Here is a 15417-nt window from a genome sequence, read left to right as displayed (position 1 = left end):
AATCGGGCATAATCAACGGATTTCCCCATATTCAACTTTTTATTGATTAAGGTAACCCATGGCTGAATGGAACGGCGAATATATCAGCCCTTACGCTGAACACGGTAAGAAGAGCGAGCAGGTTAAGAAGATTACAGTTTCTATCCCGCTGAAAGTGCTGAAGATTTTAACGGATGAGCGTACCCGCCGTCAGGTGAACAATCTGCGTCACGCCACCAACAGCGAACTGCTGTGCGAAGCCTTTTTGCATGCCTTCACCGGGCAACCGCTGCCGAATGATGTTGATCTGCGTAAAGAGCGCAGCGACGAGATTCCGGAAGAAGCAAAACAGATTATGCGTGAGATGGGCATCGATCCCGACAGCTGGGAATACTGAGGCCAGAAATAAAAAAACCCAGCCGAGGCTGGGTTTTTTCTTGCAACCGAATCGTGAAGATTCGCCGGCAAATAATCTTATTTCTTGCTGCCTGGGATGCTGAAACGCTTGTTGAAGCGATCAACACGACCACCAGAGTCAACAACACGCTGCTTACCGGTGTAGAACGGGTGGCATTTGCCGCACACGTCCAGGTTCAGGGTACCAGTCATGGTTGAACGGGTGTTGATCACGTTGCCGCAAGAGCAGGTGATGGTCACAGCTTCGTATTTCGGGTGAATACCTTGTTTCATGGGAGAACCTCATAAAAGGCCGTGTCGCTCTCCGTGCCAGGCGAACCTGCACAGCACCACACGCGGTTAATAAATGGTGTATCTTTGACGAGTCATCTCATCAAAGGCGGCATAGTATACAGAAAATGAGCGCATTGATCAAATCCGCGCAATGCGCCGTGCTCTGCCATGCCGGGGAAACGCCTGCGGCCAGCGCCGCCGCGCGCTGAAGTATGACGGGGGTGACGCCAGCGTGTACACTACTTCTCCTTTTTACAGAACCGGATAGAGATCGACATGCCCGTTGTTCAGGTTGCCCTGCCCGTTCCGCTGCCTCGCCTGTTTGACTACCTGCTGCCCGCCGATGCGCCGCAGCCGGTGGCCGGCGCGCGCGTCAGCGTACCGTTCGGCAACCGGAAAATGACGGGCATCGTGGTTAGCACGCACGCCACCAGCGATCTTCCCCTTGCCCAGCTGAAGCAGATTGATGCGTTGCTCGACGACCGCTCGCTGTTCTCACCCGCGCTGTGGCGCATCCTCAACTGGGCCGCCGGCTACTATCACTCTCCGCTCGGAGAAGTGCTCAGCCATGCGCTGCCGGTGCTGCTGCGTCAGGGCAAGCCGGCCCAGGAAGCGCCGCTGTGGCAGTGGGTAGTGAACGAAGCCGGGCGCGAAGTGGCGCTGGAAAGCCTGAAGCGCGCGCCTAAACAGCAGCAGGCGCTGGCGGCGTTGCGTCAGCGGCCGCTGTATCGTCACCAGATCGGCGAGCAGGATTTTACCGATGCCGCGCTGCAGGCACTGCGTGCCAAAGGCCTGTGCGACCTGCGCGAACATGCGCCACAGCAGCACGACTGGCGCGCCAGTTTCGCGGTGAAAGGTGAACGGCTGCGGCTGAATACCGATCAGGCGATGGCGGTGGGCGCCATTCGCAGCGAGGATGAACATTACGCCGCGTGGCTGCTGGCAGGCATTACCGGATCGGGTAAAACCGAGGTCTATCTCAGCGTGCTGGAGAATGTGCTGGCGCGAGGCAAACAGGCGCTGGTGCTGGTGCCGGAAATTGGCCTGACGCCGCAAACCATCGCACGCTTTCGTGAACGCTTCGATGCGCCGATTGATGTGCTGCACTCGGCGCTCAATGACAGCGAGCGTCTGGCGGTATGGCTGCGCGCGCGCAGCGGCGAGACCGCCATTGTCATCGGCACACGATCCGCGCTGTTCACACCGCTGGCGCGGCCGGGCGTGATCATCATTGATGAAGAACACGACAGCTCCTACAAACAGCAGGAAGGCTGGCGCTACCAGGCGCGCGATCTGGCGGTATTCCGCGCTCACGAAGAAGATGTGCCGATTGTGATGGGATCGGCGACGCCGGCGCTGGAGACGCTGCACAACGTGCGTGTCGGTAAATATCGCCAGCTCAACCTGACCAAACGTGCCGGTAACGCCAAACCGGCGCTGCAGCAGCTAATCGATCTCAAGGGACAGCAGCTGAAAGGCGGTCTTGCGCCGGCGCTGCTGGGCAAGATGCGCCAGCACCTGCAGGCGGATAATCAGGTTCTGCTGTTTCTCAATCGCCGCGGCTTTTCGCCGGCGCTGATGTGCCACGACTGCGGCTGGCTGGCGGAGTGCCAGCGCTGCGACAGTTATTACACGCTGCATCAGCAGCATCGTCAGTTGCGCTGTCACCACTGCGACAGCCAGCGTCCGCTGCCGCATCAGTGTCCGGGCTGCGGTTCCACCCATCTGCTGCCGGTCGGCGTGGGCACGGAACAGCTGGAGCAGCAGCTCAGCACGCTGTTTCCTGGCGTACCGGTGTCGCGCATCGATCGCGACACCACCAGCCGCAAAGGCGCGCTGGAGCAGCATCTGGCCGATGTGCATCGCGGCGGAGCGCGCATTCTGGTCGGCACGCAGATGCTGGCCAAAGGCCATCACTTCCCGGACGTGACGCTGGTATCGCTGCTGGATGTCGATGGCGCGCTGTTTTCTGCCGATTTCCGTGCCGCCGAGCGCTTTGCCCAGCTCTACACGCAGGTCGCCGGCCGCGCCGGCCGCGCCGGTAAGCAGGGCGAAGTGTTACTACAGACGCACCATCCGGAACATCCACTGCTGCAAACGCTGCTGCATCGCGGCTATTTTGCGTTTGCCGATCAGACGCTGCTGGAGCGCCAGTCGGTTCAGCTGCCGCCGTGGACCAGCCACGCACTGTTTCGCGCTGAAGATCTTGATAACGCGCAGGCGGCGGAGTTCCTTACTCAGCTGCGTAACCTGCTGGAAGCCAGCCCGCTCAAAGATGAGGCGATGTGGCTGATGGGGCCGGTGCCGGCGCTGGCACCGAAGCGCAGCGGACGCTGGCGCTGGCAACTGCTACTACAGCATCCGTCACGCAAGCGGCTGCAGCAGTTGCTGAGCAGTTCACTGCCGCTGGTCAGCACCCTGCCCGCCGCGCGCAAAGTCAAATGGACGCTGGATATCGACCCCACCGAGAGTTAAGCCGCGCCACATCTGCGAGCCAGATCGAAAAAAGTCGCACAAGTCACAATTTTTATGCAAATTAAGTAACAACCTCACACGGCGTTGGGTTAACAATAGTGCCCGTCCCGGCACTGGGCCGGCTATGTGTGAATATCTATGCGCTGTACCGCGTCAGGAGTTAACGTTGGATCAGAAGCAACCCTCATCGGCAGCCACCATGAAAGATGTGGCCGAGCAGGCTGGCGTCTCCACCGCCACGGTCTCGCGCGCGCTGATGAATCCGGAAAAAGTCTCCGCCGCGACCCGGCAGAAAGTAGAACAGGCGGTGCAGGCCGTCGGCTATGCGCCGCACGGTCTGGCGCGCAACGCCAAACGCGGCGACACGCAAACCATTCTGGTGATTGTGCCGGACATCTGTGACCCTTTCTTCAGCGAGATTATCCGCGGCGTGGAAGTGACCGCCGCGCAGGAAGGCTATCTGGTGCTGATTGGTGACTGCGCGCATCAGGATCAGCAGGAGAAAACCTTCCTTAACCTGATGCTGACGCGCCAGATTGACGGCATGGTACTGCTGGGTTCTCAGCTGCCGTTTGACGCCGGCATTGAAGATCAGCGCAATCTGCCGCCCATGGTGATGGGCAACGAGTTCGCGCCGGAGATGGCGCTGCCCACGGTGCATATCGATAACCTGACCGCGGCCTTTGAAGCGGTGAATCACCTGTTACAGCTGGGCCATCGGCAGATCGCCTGCATCACCGGACCGGAACATATCCCGCTCAGCCAGTATCGGCTGCAGGGCTACATCCAGGCGCTGCGCCGCAGCAATATCGCCATCGATCCCACGCTGATTGTGCACGGCGACTTTACCTTTGAAGCCGGTGCCAGCGCGCTGAAGCAGCTGATGAGCCTGCCGCAGCCGCCGAAAGCCCTGTTCTGCCATAGCGATCTGATGGCGCTGGGCGCGATGAATCAGGCGCGTAAGCTGGGAATGCGTATTCCGCAGGATCTGTCGGTGGTCGGCTTCGATGATATCGAGCTGGCGCAATACTACGATCCGCCCCTGACCACCGTGGCACAGCCGCGTTTTGCCATTGGCCGCGAAGCGATGCTGCTGCTGCTGGATGAGCTGCAGGGCAAACGGGTCAACAACGGTTCACGTCTGCTCGACGCCGAACTCCGCGTCCGCGGCAGTACTGCACCGGCAGCAAAACGCGAAAAATGAATGCGGGAACCCTGCATTTTCAGCAGATTCTGAAGGCAGACTGTGCTGGTCAAAGTTCCAGCCCTTGAGTAACATGACGCATTCCTTGCCGGGCAAAATTAACACCCCATTTACACGCCCAGTGGCATTTTTTTGAAGGGTATCAGAACGAAAGTGGCACAGAGAGATTACGTAGGCCGCGGGCGTTCAACAGGGACGCGTCGCAAAAAACCCGCAGGCCGCAGCAAGAAAAGCAAAGGCGGCTCCGGCACTTCAAAGCTGATGATAGTACTGGCCGTGGCAGTGCTGGTGACCTTTGCCGGTGGTTTATGGTTCATCTCGCATCACAAAAAAGAAGAAACACCGGTGATTCCGAATCATAAAGGCAACGGTAATGGCCTGCCGCCGAAGCCGGAAGAGCGCTGGAAGTACATCAAAGAGCTGGAAAATCGTCAGGTGACCGTGCCGTCGCCCACCGAGCCGTCTGCCGGTGGCGAAATCAAGTCGCAAACCCAGCTGACCGACGAACAGCGTCAGCTGCTGGAGCAGATGCAGGCCGATATGCGCCAGCAGCCAACCCAGCTGAATGAAGTGCCGTGGAACGAACAAACCCCGGCTCAGCGCCAGCAAACGCTGCAGCGTCAGCAGCAGGCACAACAGCAACAACAGCAGTTGCAGCGTCAGCAGCAGTTACAGCAGCAGCAGCAGCAGCGTCAGCAACAGTTGCAGCAGCAGCAGCGCCAGCAGGAATTGCAGCAGCAGGCGGCACGCCAGCAGCAGCAACAGGCCGCGCCGATCACTCGCGAGCCGGCGAAGCCGCAGGAGAGCGCCAAAGCCAAAACGGAAGAGAAAGCGAGCACCCAGCGCTGGATGGTGCAGTGTGGCTCATTTAAAGGTACCGATCAGGCGGAATCGGTACGCGCCGGTCTGGCGTTTGAAGGTTTCGAAAGCCGCATCACGACTGGCGGCGGCTGGAATCGCGTAGTGATTGGGCCGTTTAAAGACCGCAGCAGCGCAGACAGCACGGTGAAGCGCCTGCACAGCTCCGGCCACAGCAGCTGTATTCCGCTCGCCCTGCCTTAACCCTCCCTGCTCGCCCCCGGCAATTTGCAGCATCAGATATTGCCGGGGGTTGAAACCCCACAGGATTACCCCATATCTGGTTGCATGATACGCCGCGCACGCTGCGCGGTGTCTTTTTTCCACTGCAACAAGGGGTCTGCCCGTGACAACAATAGTAAGTGTACGACGCAACGGCCGGGTCGTGATCGGCGGTGATGGCCAGGCGACGCTCGGCAATACCGTAATGAAAGGCAATGTTAAAAAGGTGCGTCGTCTTTACAACGACAAAGTGATCGCGGGCTTTGCTGGCGGCACCGCAGATGCCTTTACCCTGTTTGAACTGTTCGAACGCAAACTGGAGATGCATCAGGGCCATCTGGTGAAAGCCGCGGTCGAACTGGCGAAAGACTGGCGTACTGACCGGATGCTGCGCCGCCTTGAAGCGCTGCTGGCGGTTGCCGATGAGAACTCCTCGCTGATCATCAGCGGTAACGGTGACGTGATTCAGCCGGAAAATGACCTGATTGCCATCGGTTCCGGCGGGCCTTACGCCCAGGCAGCCGCCCGCGCGCTGCTGGAGAACACGGAGATGGGTGCGCACGATATCGTAGCCAAAGCGCTGAATATCGCCGGTGATATCTGCATCTACACCAACCACAACATTAACTACGAAGAATTACCGTCTAAGGCGTAAGGACCAAAACCATGTCTGAGATGACTCCACGCGAGATTGTCAGCGAGCTTAACCGCTTCATCATCGGCCAGGACGGCGCCAAAAAAGCGGTCGCCATTGCGCTGCGTAACCGCTGGCGCCGCATGCAGCTTGACGAAGAGCTGCGCCATGAAGTGACCCCAAAAAACATCCTGATGATCGGCCCGACCGGCGTCGGTAAAACCGAAATCGCCCGCCGTCTGGCGAAGCTGGCCAATGCGCCATTCATCAAAGTTGAAGCCACTAAATTCACCGAAGTGGGCTATGTCGGGAAAGAAGTGGATTCGATTATTCGCGATCTGACGGACTCCGCCATCAAGATGGTGCGCAGCCAGGCGATCGAGAAAAACAAATACCGCGCTGAAGAGATGGCAGAAGATCGCATTCTGGATGTGCTGATCCCGCCAGCGAAAAACAACTGGGGCCAGCCGGAGCAGAGCGCTGAGCCGTCCGCCGCGCGCCAGTCGTTCCGCAAAAAGCTGCGCGAAGGCCAGCTGGATGACAAAGAGATTGAGATCGATCTGGCTGCTGCGCCGATGGGCGTTGAAATCATGGCGCCTCCGGGCATGGAAGAGATGACCAGCCAGCTGCAGTCGATGTTCCAGAACCTCGGCGGCCAGAAGCAGAAACCGCGTAAGCTGAAAATCAAAGATGCGATGAAGCTGCTGATTGAAGAAGAAGCGGCCAAGCTGGTGAATCCGGAAGAGCTGAAGCAGGACGCCATCGACGCGGTTGAACAGCACGGTATCGTGTTCATCGACGAAATCGACAAAATCTGTAAGCGCGGCGGCCAGTCGTCGGGCCCGGATGTGTCACGTGAAGGCGTACAGCGCGATCTACTGCCGCTGGTGGAAGGCTGCACCGTGTCCACTAAACACGGCATGGTCAAAACCGACCATATCCTGTTTATCGCCTCCGGTGCGTTCCAGGTGGCCAGCCCGTCGGATCTGATTCCGGAGCTGCAGGGTCGTCTGCCGATTCGCGTTGAGCTGCAGGCGCTGACGGTCAATGATTTCGAACGCATCCTGACCGAGCCGAACGCGTCCGTGACCGTACAGTACAAAGCGCTGATGGGCACCGAAGGCGTTAACGTAGAATTCACTGAAGACGGCATCCGTCGCATCGCCGAAGCGGCGTGGCAGGTGAACGAAACCACCGAGAACATCGGTGCACGTCGTCTGCACACCGTGCTGGAGCGTCTGATGGAAGACATCTCCTACGACGCCAGCGATCGCCACGGCGAATCGATCACCATCGATGCCGAATACGTTGGTCAGCATCTGGATGAACTGGTGGCCGACGAAGATCTCAGCCGCTTCATTCTGTAATTCCAGTCAATACCCAGCCTTGCGCTGGGTATTTTTTTGCCCGCACGCCGCGCTGCACCCGATTATCCCGTTGCCTCTGTTGTCGCTGCGCTGCAAAAGCGGGCGGATTTGATGTATCCTTTGCCTGTTTTCCTTAATGAGTTTTCCCAATGAAAGAACAAGAAAAAGCCGAGATTAAACGTCTCAGCGACCAGCTGGACGCGCTGAATCGCAAAGAACCGCAGCTGCTGGAAGCGGGCGATGCCGAAAAGCTTGGCGCGCTGCTGAAAGAGAAAGAGACGCTGGTGCAGGAAATTGAGCGTCTGCGCAACGTGCGCGAAGAGAAGCTGAGCAAAGAAGCCCAGCAGCTGAAAAAGCTGCCGTTCAGCCGTGAAATCACCAAAAAAGAGCAGGCGAACATGGGCGCGCTGAAGAAAAGCGTGCGCGGCCTGGTGGTGGTACACCCGATGACCGCGCTGGGACGCGAGATGGGGCTGAAGGTGATGACCGGCTACGCGAAGCAGCCGTTCTGATTGCCGTTACGCGGCGTGGGCCACGTCGCGTTCTGCCCCGGCAGCCTGCAGCACCTGCTGCGCCAGCGTATCCAGCAAGGCATAGCGGCGGCGATACTCCGCGCGCTTCTTGCTGGCAATCTCTTCCAGATCTTTACGTGCCATGCTCAGCGGCAGCGTAAACAGCTCATCACCCCGCATTTCCCCGCCCAGTGACAGCCAGAACTCGCTATAGCTGGCAAAGAATTTATCACCTTTGCTGTGACGGTAGCGCAGACTGCGGAAAACATGGGTGGTATCGCCAACCGCGGTAATGGCCTGTACGCCGCACTGTGCCGCCAGAATAAATACCGCTTCCATCAGCAGACGCTTGGGAAATACGCCGTGCGCGGCTTTGGTGGCATCGCGAATAACGTCACTGGAAATATGTTTCCGCGGCCCCTGCAAGCCCCCAATTAATAGCGTGCGCTGCTGCTGTTCCTGAATAATAGAGAATGACAGCGAGGCCAGCGTCATGTCCTGATAATTAAGCAGCAGCGTAATTTCCCCTTCCCGGTCGTAATGGCCAGAGCAGCAATAAATCGCAAACTGCTCCTCGTTTTTGCCGTCGAAACGGGCAAGGAGATTACCGCTCGGGCTCAGCAGCAACTGGCGCAGCTGATTATTCGCCAGCTTATCCATTAATTGATAATGATCGAGAATCGCCTGCGCACGCTGCGCCACGCTGAAACCGGCGCGCAAATAGGGACGATGCGGCTTAGCCGGCAGTAAGCCCTGGCTGTTTAACAGTTGCGGCAGAAAAGAGAGTTTGGCCAGCTGATGGAGATAATTAAAGGTGGTCAGTGGAAATACCGCTGACCTTAAGGCAAATTTCAGGCGAAATTGCTGGCTATTCCACAGCTTATTTGGCCGCAGCTTTCCACTGACTAAAGGTATAAACAGCGCGGCCGACGAAACGGAGTCCGGCTCAGAATGTGTAATAATAGACATGATTATTTTTACGTCGCGAGATAACTGAAGGCTACTGTATGCCCCAAATTATCAACGGCGCGTTAATAACCACTTTAGCCTGGTCATGACGTGGAGTTTGTTGAGCTGCGGTTTAAGATGGCGATAAAAAAACCGGTGCACGCAGGCACCGGTTATTCACATAGCGTAAGCCAGAACTTATTTTGCCGAGGCGAAACGTGCCGCTGCTTCGTCCCAGTTCACCACGTTCCAGAACGCTTTGATGTAGTCAGGGCGCTTGTTCTGATACTTCAGATAGTAAGCGTGCTCCCACACATCCAGACCGATGATTGGGAAACCAGACACGCCAGCGATGGCTTCGCCCATCAGCGGGTTGTCCTGGTTAGCGGTTGAAACGACCGCCAGCTTGTCGCCTTTTTTCACCAGCCACGCCCAGCCAGAGCCAAAACGGGTCGCAGCCGCTTTCTCGAACTCTTCCTGGAATTTCTCAACGCTACCGAAATCTTTTTCGATTGCCGCTTTCAGGTCGCCCTGCAGCGTGGTGCCGGTTTTCAGGCCTTTCCAGAACAGGCTGTGGTTAGCGTGGCCGCCAGCGTTGTTACGCAGTGGGCCTTTTTTGTCTGCTGGCAGCTGATCCAGTTTGGTGATCAGTTCATCAACCGGCAGGTTTGCGAATTCGGTACCTTCCAGCGCCGCGTTGGCGTTGTTAACGTAGGTCTGGTGATGTTTAGTGTGATGGATTTCCATCGTCTGCTTGTCGAAGTGCGGTTCCAGTGCGTCGTAGGCGTACGGCAGGGATGGCAGTGAATAACTCATGTTCTTCCTCTCCATTTAGTGTTTGGCAGCACAACCTTGCTGGTGTGCCGCATAAGCAGTCGGATCATTATAGTTAAAATCATGATCCGGAAAAGGGTTATCAATGCCTTAGTAATGATAAGGATTTGATCAATCTGGCAAAAGGTGCGCACACACGGCTACACCTTGTGCGTACTGGCGCGCAGCTTAAGCTGCACCGGCAACTCATTGATGGCAGGCGGTTCGTCGCCGTTGAGCGCCGCCAGCAGGCGTTTACCGGCCATGCGCCCCATCTCCTCGTACGGCAGCACAATGCTGGTCAGCGGCGGCGAACACACCGCCGCCAGCGGGCCACCGCCGATGCTGGCAATCGCCAGCTGGCTGGGCACCGAGACGCCCGCCGCGTGACAGGCCATGATAGCGCCGCACGCCACTTCATCGCTGGTACAGATCAGGACGTCCAGTTCCGGCCAGGTGAGACGGATCTCTGCCAGCAGGCTGTGGCCGGCGGCAAAGGTGGGCATTTTCGGTGAGGTCACTACGCGGTGCGGTGCCAGATTCAGCGCCAGCATTCCGCTGTGCCAGCCATTGAGCAGCTGACGGAAAATAGTGCTGTGCGTTTGTGTGCACAGCAGGCCGGGATGACGATAGCCGCGCTCCACCAGGCTGTTTACCAGCTGGCGAATGGCTTTCGCATAGTCCACGCCGATGCTGATGCCGGCAGAATCCTGATGCACGCCGCCGATGTCCATCACCGGAAGGCCGGAGTTGCTCAGCAGGCGCTGCGCTTCGGCGGCATTGTCGAAATTGAAGTGCACCATCGCGGCCGGGTTGTAGGAGAGCAGCATCTCGATCAGCTCGCTCTCCTCCGCCGCCGAGTGATTGGCTTCGGCCAGCATCATGTTATAGCCCTGCGGCCGCAGCACCTCCTGCAGTGCCTCTGACACAATCGCGCTGCCCGGCGTCGCAAATGAGGGTACCACCATGGTGATCAGCCGCGACGAGGCTGACGCCAGGTTACGCGCCTGCACGTTGGGCACATAGGCCAGTTCCGCGACGGCCGCGTCGATCCTTGCGCGAATTTCGGGCGACACTTTCTCCGGCATACGCAAAGCGCGCGACGCCGTCATGGCGCTGACACCGACCAAACGGGCAACATCGGCCAGCGTGCTTTTGCCGGTACTGCGCCGTCGTTTTTCTGTCATGCGTTCTCCTGTCTCTACCCTGCTGGTTCCGGGTAGCGCTCGATTTATCCGCACGCAGCTTAAAACCAAAAGCAAATTGGTGCCATGTTAAAAACCACAGAATCGGGCATGTCTCATTGGCTGCGTAATTTTCGCTGGCCTGAGCATGTCACCCCGGCCTCAGCGTGACAAACCGCGCGCGCAAAAATGTTATCGCTAACACACTTTTTAACATCACTCGTGTTAGCGCTAACTTTTGCGAGCAACATCACAGAACCCAGGCGATAAAATCACCTACAGTGCACCGCATCGACGAATAAACAGGAATTACTGATGCTCACTCAATGGCTGACACCGCAACATATCCGGGTAATAGACGACGTTAGCGACTGGCAGGAAGCGGTGCGTTTATCGGCCGAGCCGCTGCTGGCGGAGGGGGCAATTACCCCGGCCTATCTGGATGCGATCTTTACCTCGCATGCTGAGCTGGGTCCCTATTATGTGCTGGCGCCGGGTCTGGCGATGCCGCATGCGCGTCCGGAACAGGGTGCGCGCAAAAACGGCCTGTCGCTGCTGCACGTAAAACAAGGTGTGAATTTTGCCGCCGATGAAAACGACCCGGTGTTTGTCGTTATTATGCTGTGCGCCCTGTCTGGCGACGATCATATTCAGATGATCACCGCGCTGGCTGAGGTGTTCAGCGACGAATCCCGCCTGCAGCAGTTGCTGTCGGCATCGACCCTGCCAGCGATTGAAGCTGTCATTAAAGATTAATCACCAGAGAAACCTGAAAATGAAAAAAGTACTGATTGTGTGTGGAAACGGTTTAGGCAGCAGCTTCATTGTGGAAATGAACGTGAAGAAAATTATTAAGGAGCTGGGTAAAGAGGCTGAAGTGGGTCATACCGATTTAACCTCCGCCAAATCTGAGCAGGCCGACATCATTATCAGCGCCAAAGATATTGCTGACCAGCTGTCGAGCCACAGCGCACAGGTATTTGGCCTGAGCAATTTACTGGATAACGCCAGAATTAAAGAAATTCTCGCCGACAACCTGTAATTGACCCGACGAAATTTACTCACACGGAGTAATTTATGCTGCAGTTTATAATTAAGGATGTTCTTGGAACACCCGCTATACTTGTCGGCCTTTTTTCCCTGATTGGTTTATTACTGCAAAAGAAACCGGTGTCCGATGTGATTTCCGGTACGCTAAAAACCATCATGGGTTTTGTTATTCTTATCGCCGGGGCCAACTTAATTGCGGCCACCCTGACCATCTTCAGCCAGCTATTCGAGCACTCGTTCAATATTCAGGGCGTGGTGCCGAATACCGACGCGATGGCCGCGCTGGCACAGAAAAACTACGGTACCGAAACCGCGATGATCATGGTGTTCGGTATGCTGGTGAATATTGTGCTGGCGCGCATCACGCCGCTGAAATACATCTTCCTGACCGGGCACCATACGCTGTATATGTCAGCCATGCTGGCGGTGATCCTGTCAGTGGGCGGCGTGCACGGCTTCTGGCTGGTGCTGATCGGTTCGCTGATTCTCGGCACCATGATGGTGGTATGTCCGGCGATTCTGCAGCCGTTCACCCGCAAAATCACCAACTCGGACGATCTGGCGCTGGGCCACTTTGGCTCGACCGGCTACCTGTTGTCAGCGCTGGTCGGCAAAGCGGTGGGCAAAGGCAGCCCGTCAATTGAAGAGCTGAAAGTACCGAAAACCCTCAACTTCCTGCGCGACTCGTCCGTGGCAATTTCGCTGACCATGATGATTCTATTTGTCGCGCTGGTGCTGGTCGCCGGTAAAGAGTTTACCGAAAGCCAGGTGAGCGGCGGCCAGAACTTCATCGTCTTTGCCATTATCCAGTCAATCACCTTTGCTGCGGGTGTTTACATCATTCTTGCCGGTGTACGCATGGTGATTGCCGAGATCGTCCCGGCGTTCAAAGGCATCGCCGATAAACTGGTGCCGAACGCAAAACCGGCGCTGGATTGTCCGACGGTCTTCCCGTTCGCGCCGAACGCCGTGATCATCGGCTTCCTGTGCAGCTTCGCCGCCGGTCTGATCAGCATGTTCCTGTGCCCGCTGTTCGGTCTGAGCGTGATTGTGCCGGGCCTGGTACCGCACTTCTTCTGCGGCGCGACCGCCGGCGTCTACGGCAACATCACCGGCGGACGGCGCGGTGCCATCATCGGTTCCTTTGTCCAGGGGCTGCTGATCTCCTTCCTGCCCGCCATTCTGCTGCCGCTGATGGGTGACCTTGGCTTCGCGTCCACCACCTTTGGTGATGCGGACTTCGGTATCGTCGGCATTGTGCTCGGCCATATTATTTCGTTCTTCCATTGATGTCACAGACAGCGCCTGCGGGCGCTGTTTGCGTAATGAGGAAATCAGCATGAACGCCCGCTTTTCACCGTCCCTGATGTGCATGGATTTGACCCGCTTCCGCGAGCAGATCGAAGCGATGAACGCCAGCGCCTCGTTCTATCATGTCGATATTATGGATGGCAGCTATGTTAAGAATATTACGCTGTCGCCGTTCTTTATTGAGAACCTGCGTAAAATTACCGATGTGCCGATTGATGTGCATTTAATGGTGAACCACCCGGAAGATATTATTCCGATGTGCATTGATGCCGGTGCGGATATTATCAGTTTCCATCCGGAGACGGCGAATAACAAAATTTTTCGCCTGCTGACGCAAATTAAAGAGGCTGGCCGTCGCTGCGGCGTGGTGCTGAATCCGGCTACGCCAGCCGACAGCATTCGTGAATATGCGCATCTGCTGGATAAAGTGACGGTGATGTCGGTCGATCCCGGCTTCGCCGGGCAGAAATTTATTCCGGAAACGCTGAACAAAATTCGCCAGCTGATAGCTATGCGGGAAACGCACGGTTATCACTATCTGACCGAAATCGATGGGTCGTGCAATGCGCGCACCTTTAAGCAGATTGCCGCCTCGGGCGTCGACGTGTTTATTGTCGGCACCTCCGGCCTGTTCAATCTCGATGATGATGTGGCACAGGCGTGGCAGAAGATGGAGCAGATTTTTGCCCAGGAAACTGCCGCGGCGTGATCTCCTTTCACGCCCTGCCAGATGCGCATCAACGCGCATCTGGTACATTATGCTGATGAGTTGCCATTCATGGCGACCTGATCTGAATAATTAACGCCCCAGCTCGGTCAGCGACTTATCCAGCGCTCCCACCAGCCAGTCGATATCACCGCTCTGGAACGCCAGCGGCGGACGCAGTTTCAGCACGTTGCCGTACGGCCCGGCCACCGACGTCAGCACATGGTGATCGCGCAGCTTCTCGATCAAATCCAGCGCCAGCGATTTGTCCGGCGTCTTACTGCTGCGATCCTGCACCAGCTCAAACCCGATAAACAGCCCGGCACCGCGCACATCACCAATGCAGTCATGGCGATCCATCAGCTTCTGCAGCTCCGCCAGCAGCTGTGCGCCGACCACGCGGCTATGCTCCTGCAGCCCCTCTTCCTGAATCACCGTCAGCACCGCCTGCGCAGCGGCCATTGCCACCGGGTTGCCGCCGAAAGTATTGAAATAAGGGATCTCATCGCTGAACGCGGCCAGCACGTCGCTTTTCGCCAGCAGGCCGGAAACCGGAATACCGTTGCCCATCGGCTTACCGGTGGTGACCACATCCGGCACCACGCCGTGACGGGCAAAGCCCCAGAAGGCATCGCCGGTGCGGGCAAAGCCGGGCTGCACTTCATCAGCGATAAAAATACCGCCGTTAGCATGCACCACATCCACCGCTTGCTGCAGGAATCCGCGCGGATTAGGCAGCACGCCGTCGGAGGAGAAGATCGAGTCGGCGAGGAAACCGGCGAATTTAATGCCGTGCGCTTTCATGTCATCAATCTGCTGCTGTATCTGATCGGCGAACCATGCCCCGAGGTCGGGCGCATCGACACGATAAGCATCCGGTGGTGGCACCAGGCGGGTGGTCGCGGCCAGCGGCTGACCGCTACCCAGCGCCGGTGACGCGCCAGAGGTCAAATCACTGGTACCGTGGTACGCCTCCTGCGAGACAATAATGCCGGTGCCGCCGCTCCAGGCGCGCGCCACGCGAATCGCCAAATCGTTGGCTTCTGAGCCGGTACACATATACATGGCGCGATCGATGGCTTCCGGCGTGGTCGCCAGCAACGCTTCGCTGTAATCAAGAATGCGCTCGTGCAAATAACGCGTGTGCGTGTTCAGCATCTTCATCTGCTGATTCACCGCCTCAATGACCGCCGGATGGCAGTGGCCGATGCTCGCCACATTGTTATACACATCCAGATATTTGTTACCCGCCGCATCCCACAAATACTGCCCTTCGCCGCGCACCAGATGCACCGGCTTGCGATAAAACAGACGATACGATTCGCCCAGCACTTTGCTGCGCTTGTCCGTCAGAGTGCGGGTGGCCGGATCCAGCGCGTCGGCGTGTTCGGCGCGAAAACTGTTGGTATCCATGATGGTGGAACGTGTAACCATGGTAACTCCCGTTGCGAAGGTGAAAGGGGT

General features: G+C 57.4%; 16 protein-coding genes. 11 read left to right on the top strand and 5 right to left on the bottom strand.

The genetic code is table 11. From position 1 onward, the window contains the following. Positions 1-58 precede the first annotated feature (58 nt). Entirely contained in the window at positions 59-376 is a 318-nt protein-coding gene (metJ, locus tag C1Y43_RS20710) for a met regulon transcriptional regulator MetJ (RefSeq protein ID WP_007885403.1), read from the top strand. 77 nt (positions 377-453) lie between these two features. Here the strand turns inward: metJ and rpmE are convergent, their stop codons facing one another. Beyond that, entirely contained in the window at positions 454-669 is a 216-nt protein-coding gene (gene rpmE, locus C1Y43_RS20705) for a 50S ribosomal protein L31 (protein WP_021506837.1), read from the bottom strand. Positions 670-945: 276 nt separating this feature from the next. Here rpmE and priA point away from each other — a divergent pair, with 276 nt between their 5' ends. The 6 genes from priA to C1Y43_RS20675 all read left to right on the top strand — a co-directional run bounded on the left by priA (position 946) and on the right by C1Y43_RS20675 (position 7941). Further along, complete coding sequence (gene priA / locus C1Y43_RS20700) at positions 946-3144, top strand: primosomal protein N' (protein ID WP_104189550.1); 2199 nt, start codon at positions 946-948, stop codon at positions 3142-3144. Positions 3145-3310: 166 nt separating this feature from the next. Next, complete coding sequence (gene cytR, locus C1Y43_RS20695; protein WP_021506839.1) at positions 3311-4348, top strand: DNA-binding transcriptional regulator CytR; 1038 nt, start codon at positions 3311-3313, stop codon at positions 4346-4348. Between the two features lie 153 nt (positions 4349-4501). Continuing rightward, positions 4502-5410, top strand: a complete 909-nt coding sequence (gene ftsN, locus C1Y43_RS20690) for a cell division protein FtsN (RefSeq protein ID WP_104189548.1) — start codon at positions 4502-4504, stop codon at positions 5408-5410. A 142-nt stretch (positions 5411-5552) separates the two neighbouring features. Continuing rightward, the gene (gene hslV, locus C1Y43_RS20685; RefSeq protein ID WP_031279590.1) at positions 5553-6083 is read left to right on the top strand and encodes an ATP-dependent protease subunit HslV; all 531 of its coding nucleotides are present in this window, start codon (positions 5553-5555) and stop codon (positions 6081-6083) included. An 11-nt stretch (positions 6084-6094) separates the two neighbouring features. Next, positions 6095-7429 (top strand): HslU--HslV peptidase ATPase subunit, encoded by a 1335-nt coding sequence (gene hslU / locus C1Y43_RS20680; protein WP_021506842.1) that lies wholly within the window; start codon positions 6095-6097, stop codon positions 7427-7429. A gap of 149 nt (positions 7430-7578) precedes the next feature. Further along, positions 7579-7941 carry a YibL family ribosome-associated protein gene (locus C1Y43_RS20675; RefSeq protein ID WP_021506843.1) on the top strand — a complete coding sequence of 121 codons (363 nt, stop codon included), beginning with the start codon at positions 7579-7581 and terminating at the stop codon, positions 7939-7941. A gap of 6 nt (positions 7942-7947) precedes the next feature. Here C1Y43_RS20675 and C1Y43_RS20670 read toward each other — a convergent pair whose 3' ends face one another. The 3 genes from C1Y43_RS20670 to C1Y43_RS20660 all read right to left on the bottom strand — a co-directional run bounded on the left by C1Y43_RS20670 (position 7948) and on the right by C1Y43_RS20660 (position 10889). After that, entirely contained in the window at positions 7948-8910 is a 963-nt protein-coding gene (locus C1Y43_RS20670) for a VirK/YbjX family protein (RefSeq protein WP_104189546.1), read from the bottom strand. Positions 8911-9087: 177 nt separating this feature from the next. Next, entirely contained in the window at positions 9088-9705 is a 618-nt protein-coding gene (gene sodA / locus C1Y43_RS20665) for a superoxide dismutase [Mn] (protein ID WP_021506845.1), read from the bottom strand. 158 nt (positions 9706-9863) lie between these two features. Next, entirely contained in the window at positions 9864-10889 is a 1026-nt protein-coding gene (locus C1Y43_RS20660) for a LacI family DNA-binding transcriptional regulator (protein ID WP_021506846.1), read from the bottom strand. Between the two features lie 312 nt (positions 10890-11201). Between C1Y43_RS20660 and C1Y43_RS20655 the strand changes: the two genes are divergently transcribed. Genes C1Y43_RS20655 through alsE form a run of 4 tightly spaced genes read left to right on the top strand, consistent with a single transcriptional unit; the run spans position 11202 to position 13956 of the window. After that, positions 11202-11642 carry a PTS sugar transporter subunit IIA gene (locus C1Y43_RS20655; protein ID WP_021506847.1) on the top strand — a complete coding sequence of 147 codons (441 nt, stop codon included), beginning with the start codon at positions 11202-11204 and terminating at the stop codon, positions 11640-11642. A 19-nt stretch (positions 11643-11661) separates the two neighbouring features. Continuing rightward, positions 11662-11928 (top strand): PTS sugar transporter subunit IIB, encoded by a 267-nt coding sequence (locus C1Y43_RS20650; RefSeq protein WP_021313417.1) that lies wholly within the window; start codon positions 11662-11664, stop codon positions 11926-11928. 35 nt (positions 11929-11963) lie between these two features. Beyond that, positions 11964-13226, top strand: a complete 1263-nt coding sequence (locus C1Y43_RS20645) for a PTS ascorbate transporter subunit IIC (protein WP_058758148.1) — start codon at positions 11964-11966, stop codon at positions 13224-13226. A gap of 49 nt (positions 13227-13275) precedes the next feature. Next, positions 13276-13956, top strand: a complete 681-nt coding sequence (gene alsE / locus C1Y43_RS20640) for a D-allulose 6-phosphate 3-epimerase (protein WP_021506849.1) — start codon at positions 13276-13278, stop codon at positions 13954-13956. A gap of 90 nt (positions 13957-14046) precedes the next feature. Here alsE and C1Y43_RS20635 read toward each other — a convergent pair whose 3' ends face one another. Continuing rightward, positions 14047-15387, bottom strand: coding sequence for an aspartate aminotransferase family protein (locus tag C1Y43_RS20635; RefSeq protein WP_104189544.1), 1341 nt, complete (start codon positions 15385-15387; stop codon positions 14047-14049). Between the last annotated feature and the right edge of the window lie 30 nt (positions 15388-15417).

The sequence above is a fragment of the Pantoea sp. ICBG 828 genome, assembly GCF_002928355.1.
Classification (GTDB): Bacteria; Pseudomonadota; Gammaproteobacteria; order Enterobacterales; family Enterobacteriaceae; genus Pantoea; species Pantoea dispersa.
The sequence above is the reverse complement of the archived record's forward strand: the minus strand, read 5'-3'. Positions and strand labels throughout refer to the sequence as shown.

What these genes read in the sequence shown, in the direction of transcription:
- alsE (WP_021506849.1), top strand. Translation starts at nt 13,276, where the DNA reads ATGAACGCCCGCTTTTCACCGTCCCTGATGTGCATGGATTTGACCCGC.
- hslU (WP_021506842.1), top strand. Translation starts at nt 6,095, where the DNA reads ATGTCTGAGATGACTCCACGCGAGATTGTCAGCGAGCTTAACCGCTTC.
- C1Y43_RS20650 (WP_021313417.1), top strand. Translation starts at nt 11,662, where the DNA reads ATGAAAAAAGTACTGATTGTGTGTGGAAACGGTTTAGGCAGCAGCTTC.
- C1Y43_RS20660 (WP_021506846.1), bottom strand. Translation starts at nt 10,889, where the DNA reads ATGACAGAAAAACGACGGCGCAGTACCGGCAAAAGCACGCTGGCCGAT.
- priA (WP_104189550.1), top strand. Translation starts at nt 946, where the DNA reads ATGCCCGTTGTTCAGGTTGCCCTGCCCGTTCCGCTGCCTCGCCTGTTT.
- C1Y43_RS20655 (WP_021506847.1), top strand. Translation starts at nt 11,202, where the DNA reads ATGCTCACTCAATGGCTGACACCGCAACATATCCGGGTAATAGACGAC.
- C1Y43_RS20635 (WP_104189544.1), bottom strand. Translation starts at nt 15,387, where the DNA reads ATGGTTACACGTTCCACCATCATGGATACCAACAGTTTTCGCGCCGAA.
- C1Y43_RS20675 (WP_021506843.1), top strand. Translation starts at nt 7,579, where the DNA reads ATGAAAGAACAAGAAAAAGCCGAGATTAAACGTCTCAGCGACCAGCTG.
- C1Y43_RS20670 (WP_104189546.1), bottom strand. Translation starts at nt 8,910, where the DNA reads ATGTCTATTATTACACATTCTGAGCCGGACTCCGTTTCGTCGGCCGCG.
- sodA (WP_021506845.1), bottom strand. Translation starts at nt 9,705, where the DNA reads ATGAGTTATTCACTGCCATCCCTGCCGTACGCCTACGACGCACTGGAA.
- metJ (WP_007885403.1), top strand. Translation starts at nt 59, where the DNA reads ATGGCTGAATGGAACGGCGAATATATCAGCCCTTACGCTGAACACGGT.
- rpmE (WP_021506837.1), bottom strand. Translation starts at nt 669, where the DNA reads ATGAAACAAGGTATTCACCCGAAATACGAAGCTGTGACCATCACCTGC.
- C1Y43_RS20645 (WP_058758148.1), top strand. Translation starts at nt 11,964, where the DNA reads ATGCTGCAGTTTATAATTAAGGATGTTCTTGGAACACCCGCTATACTT.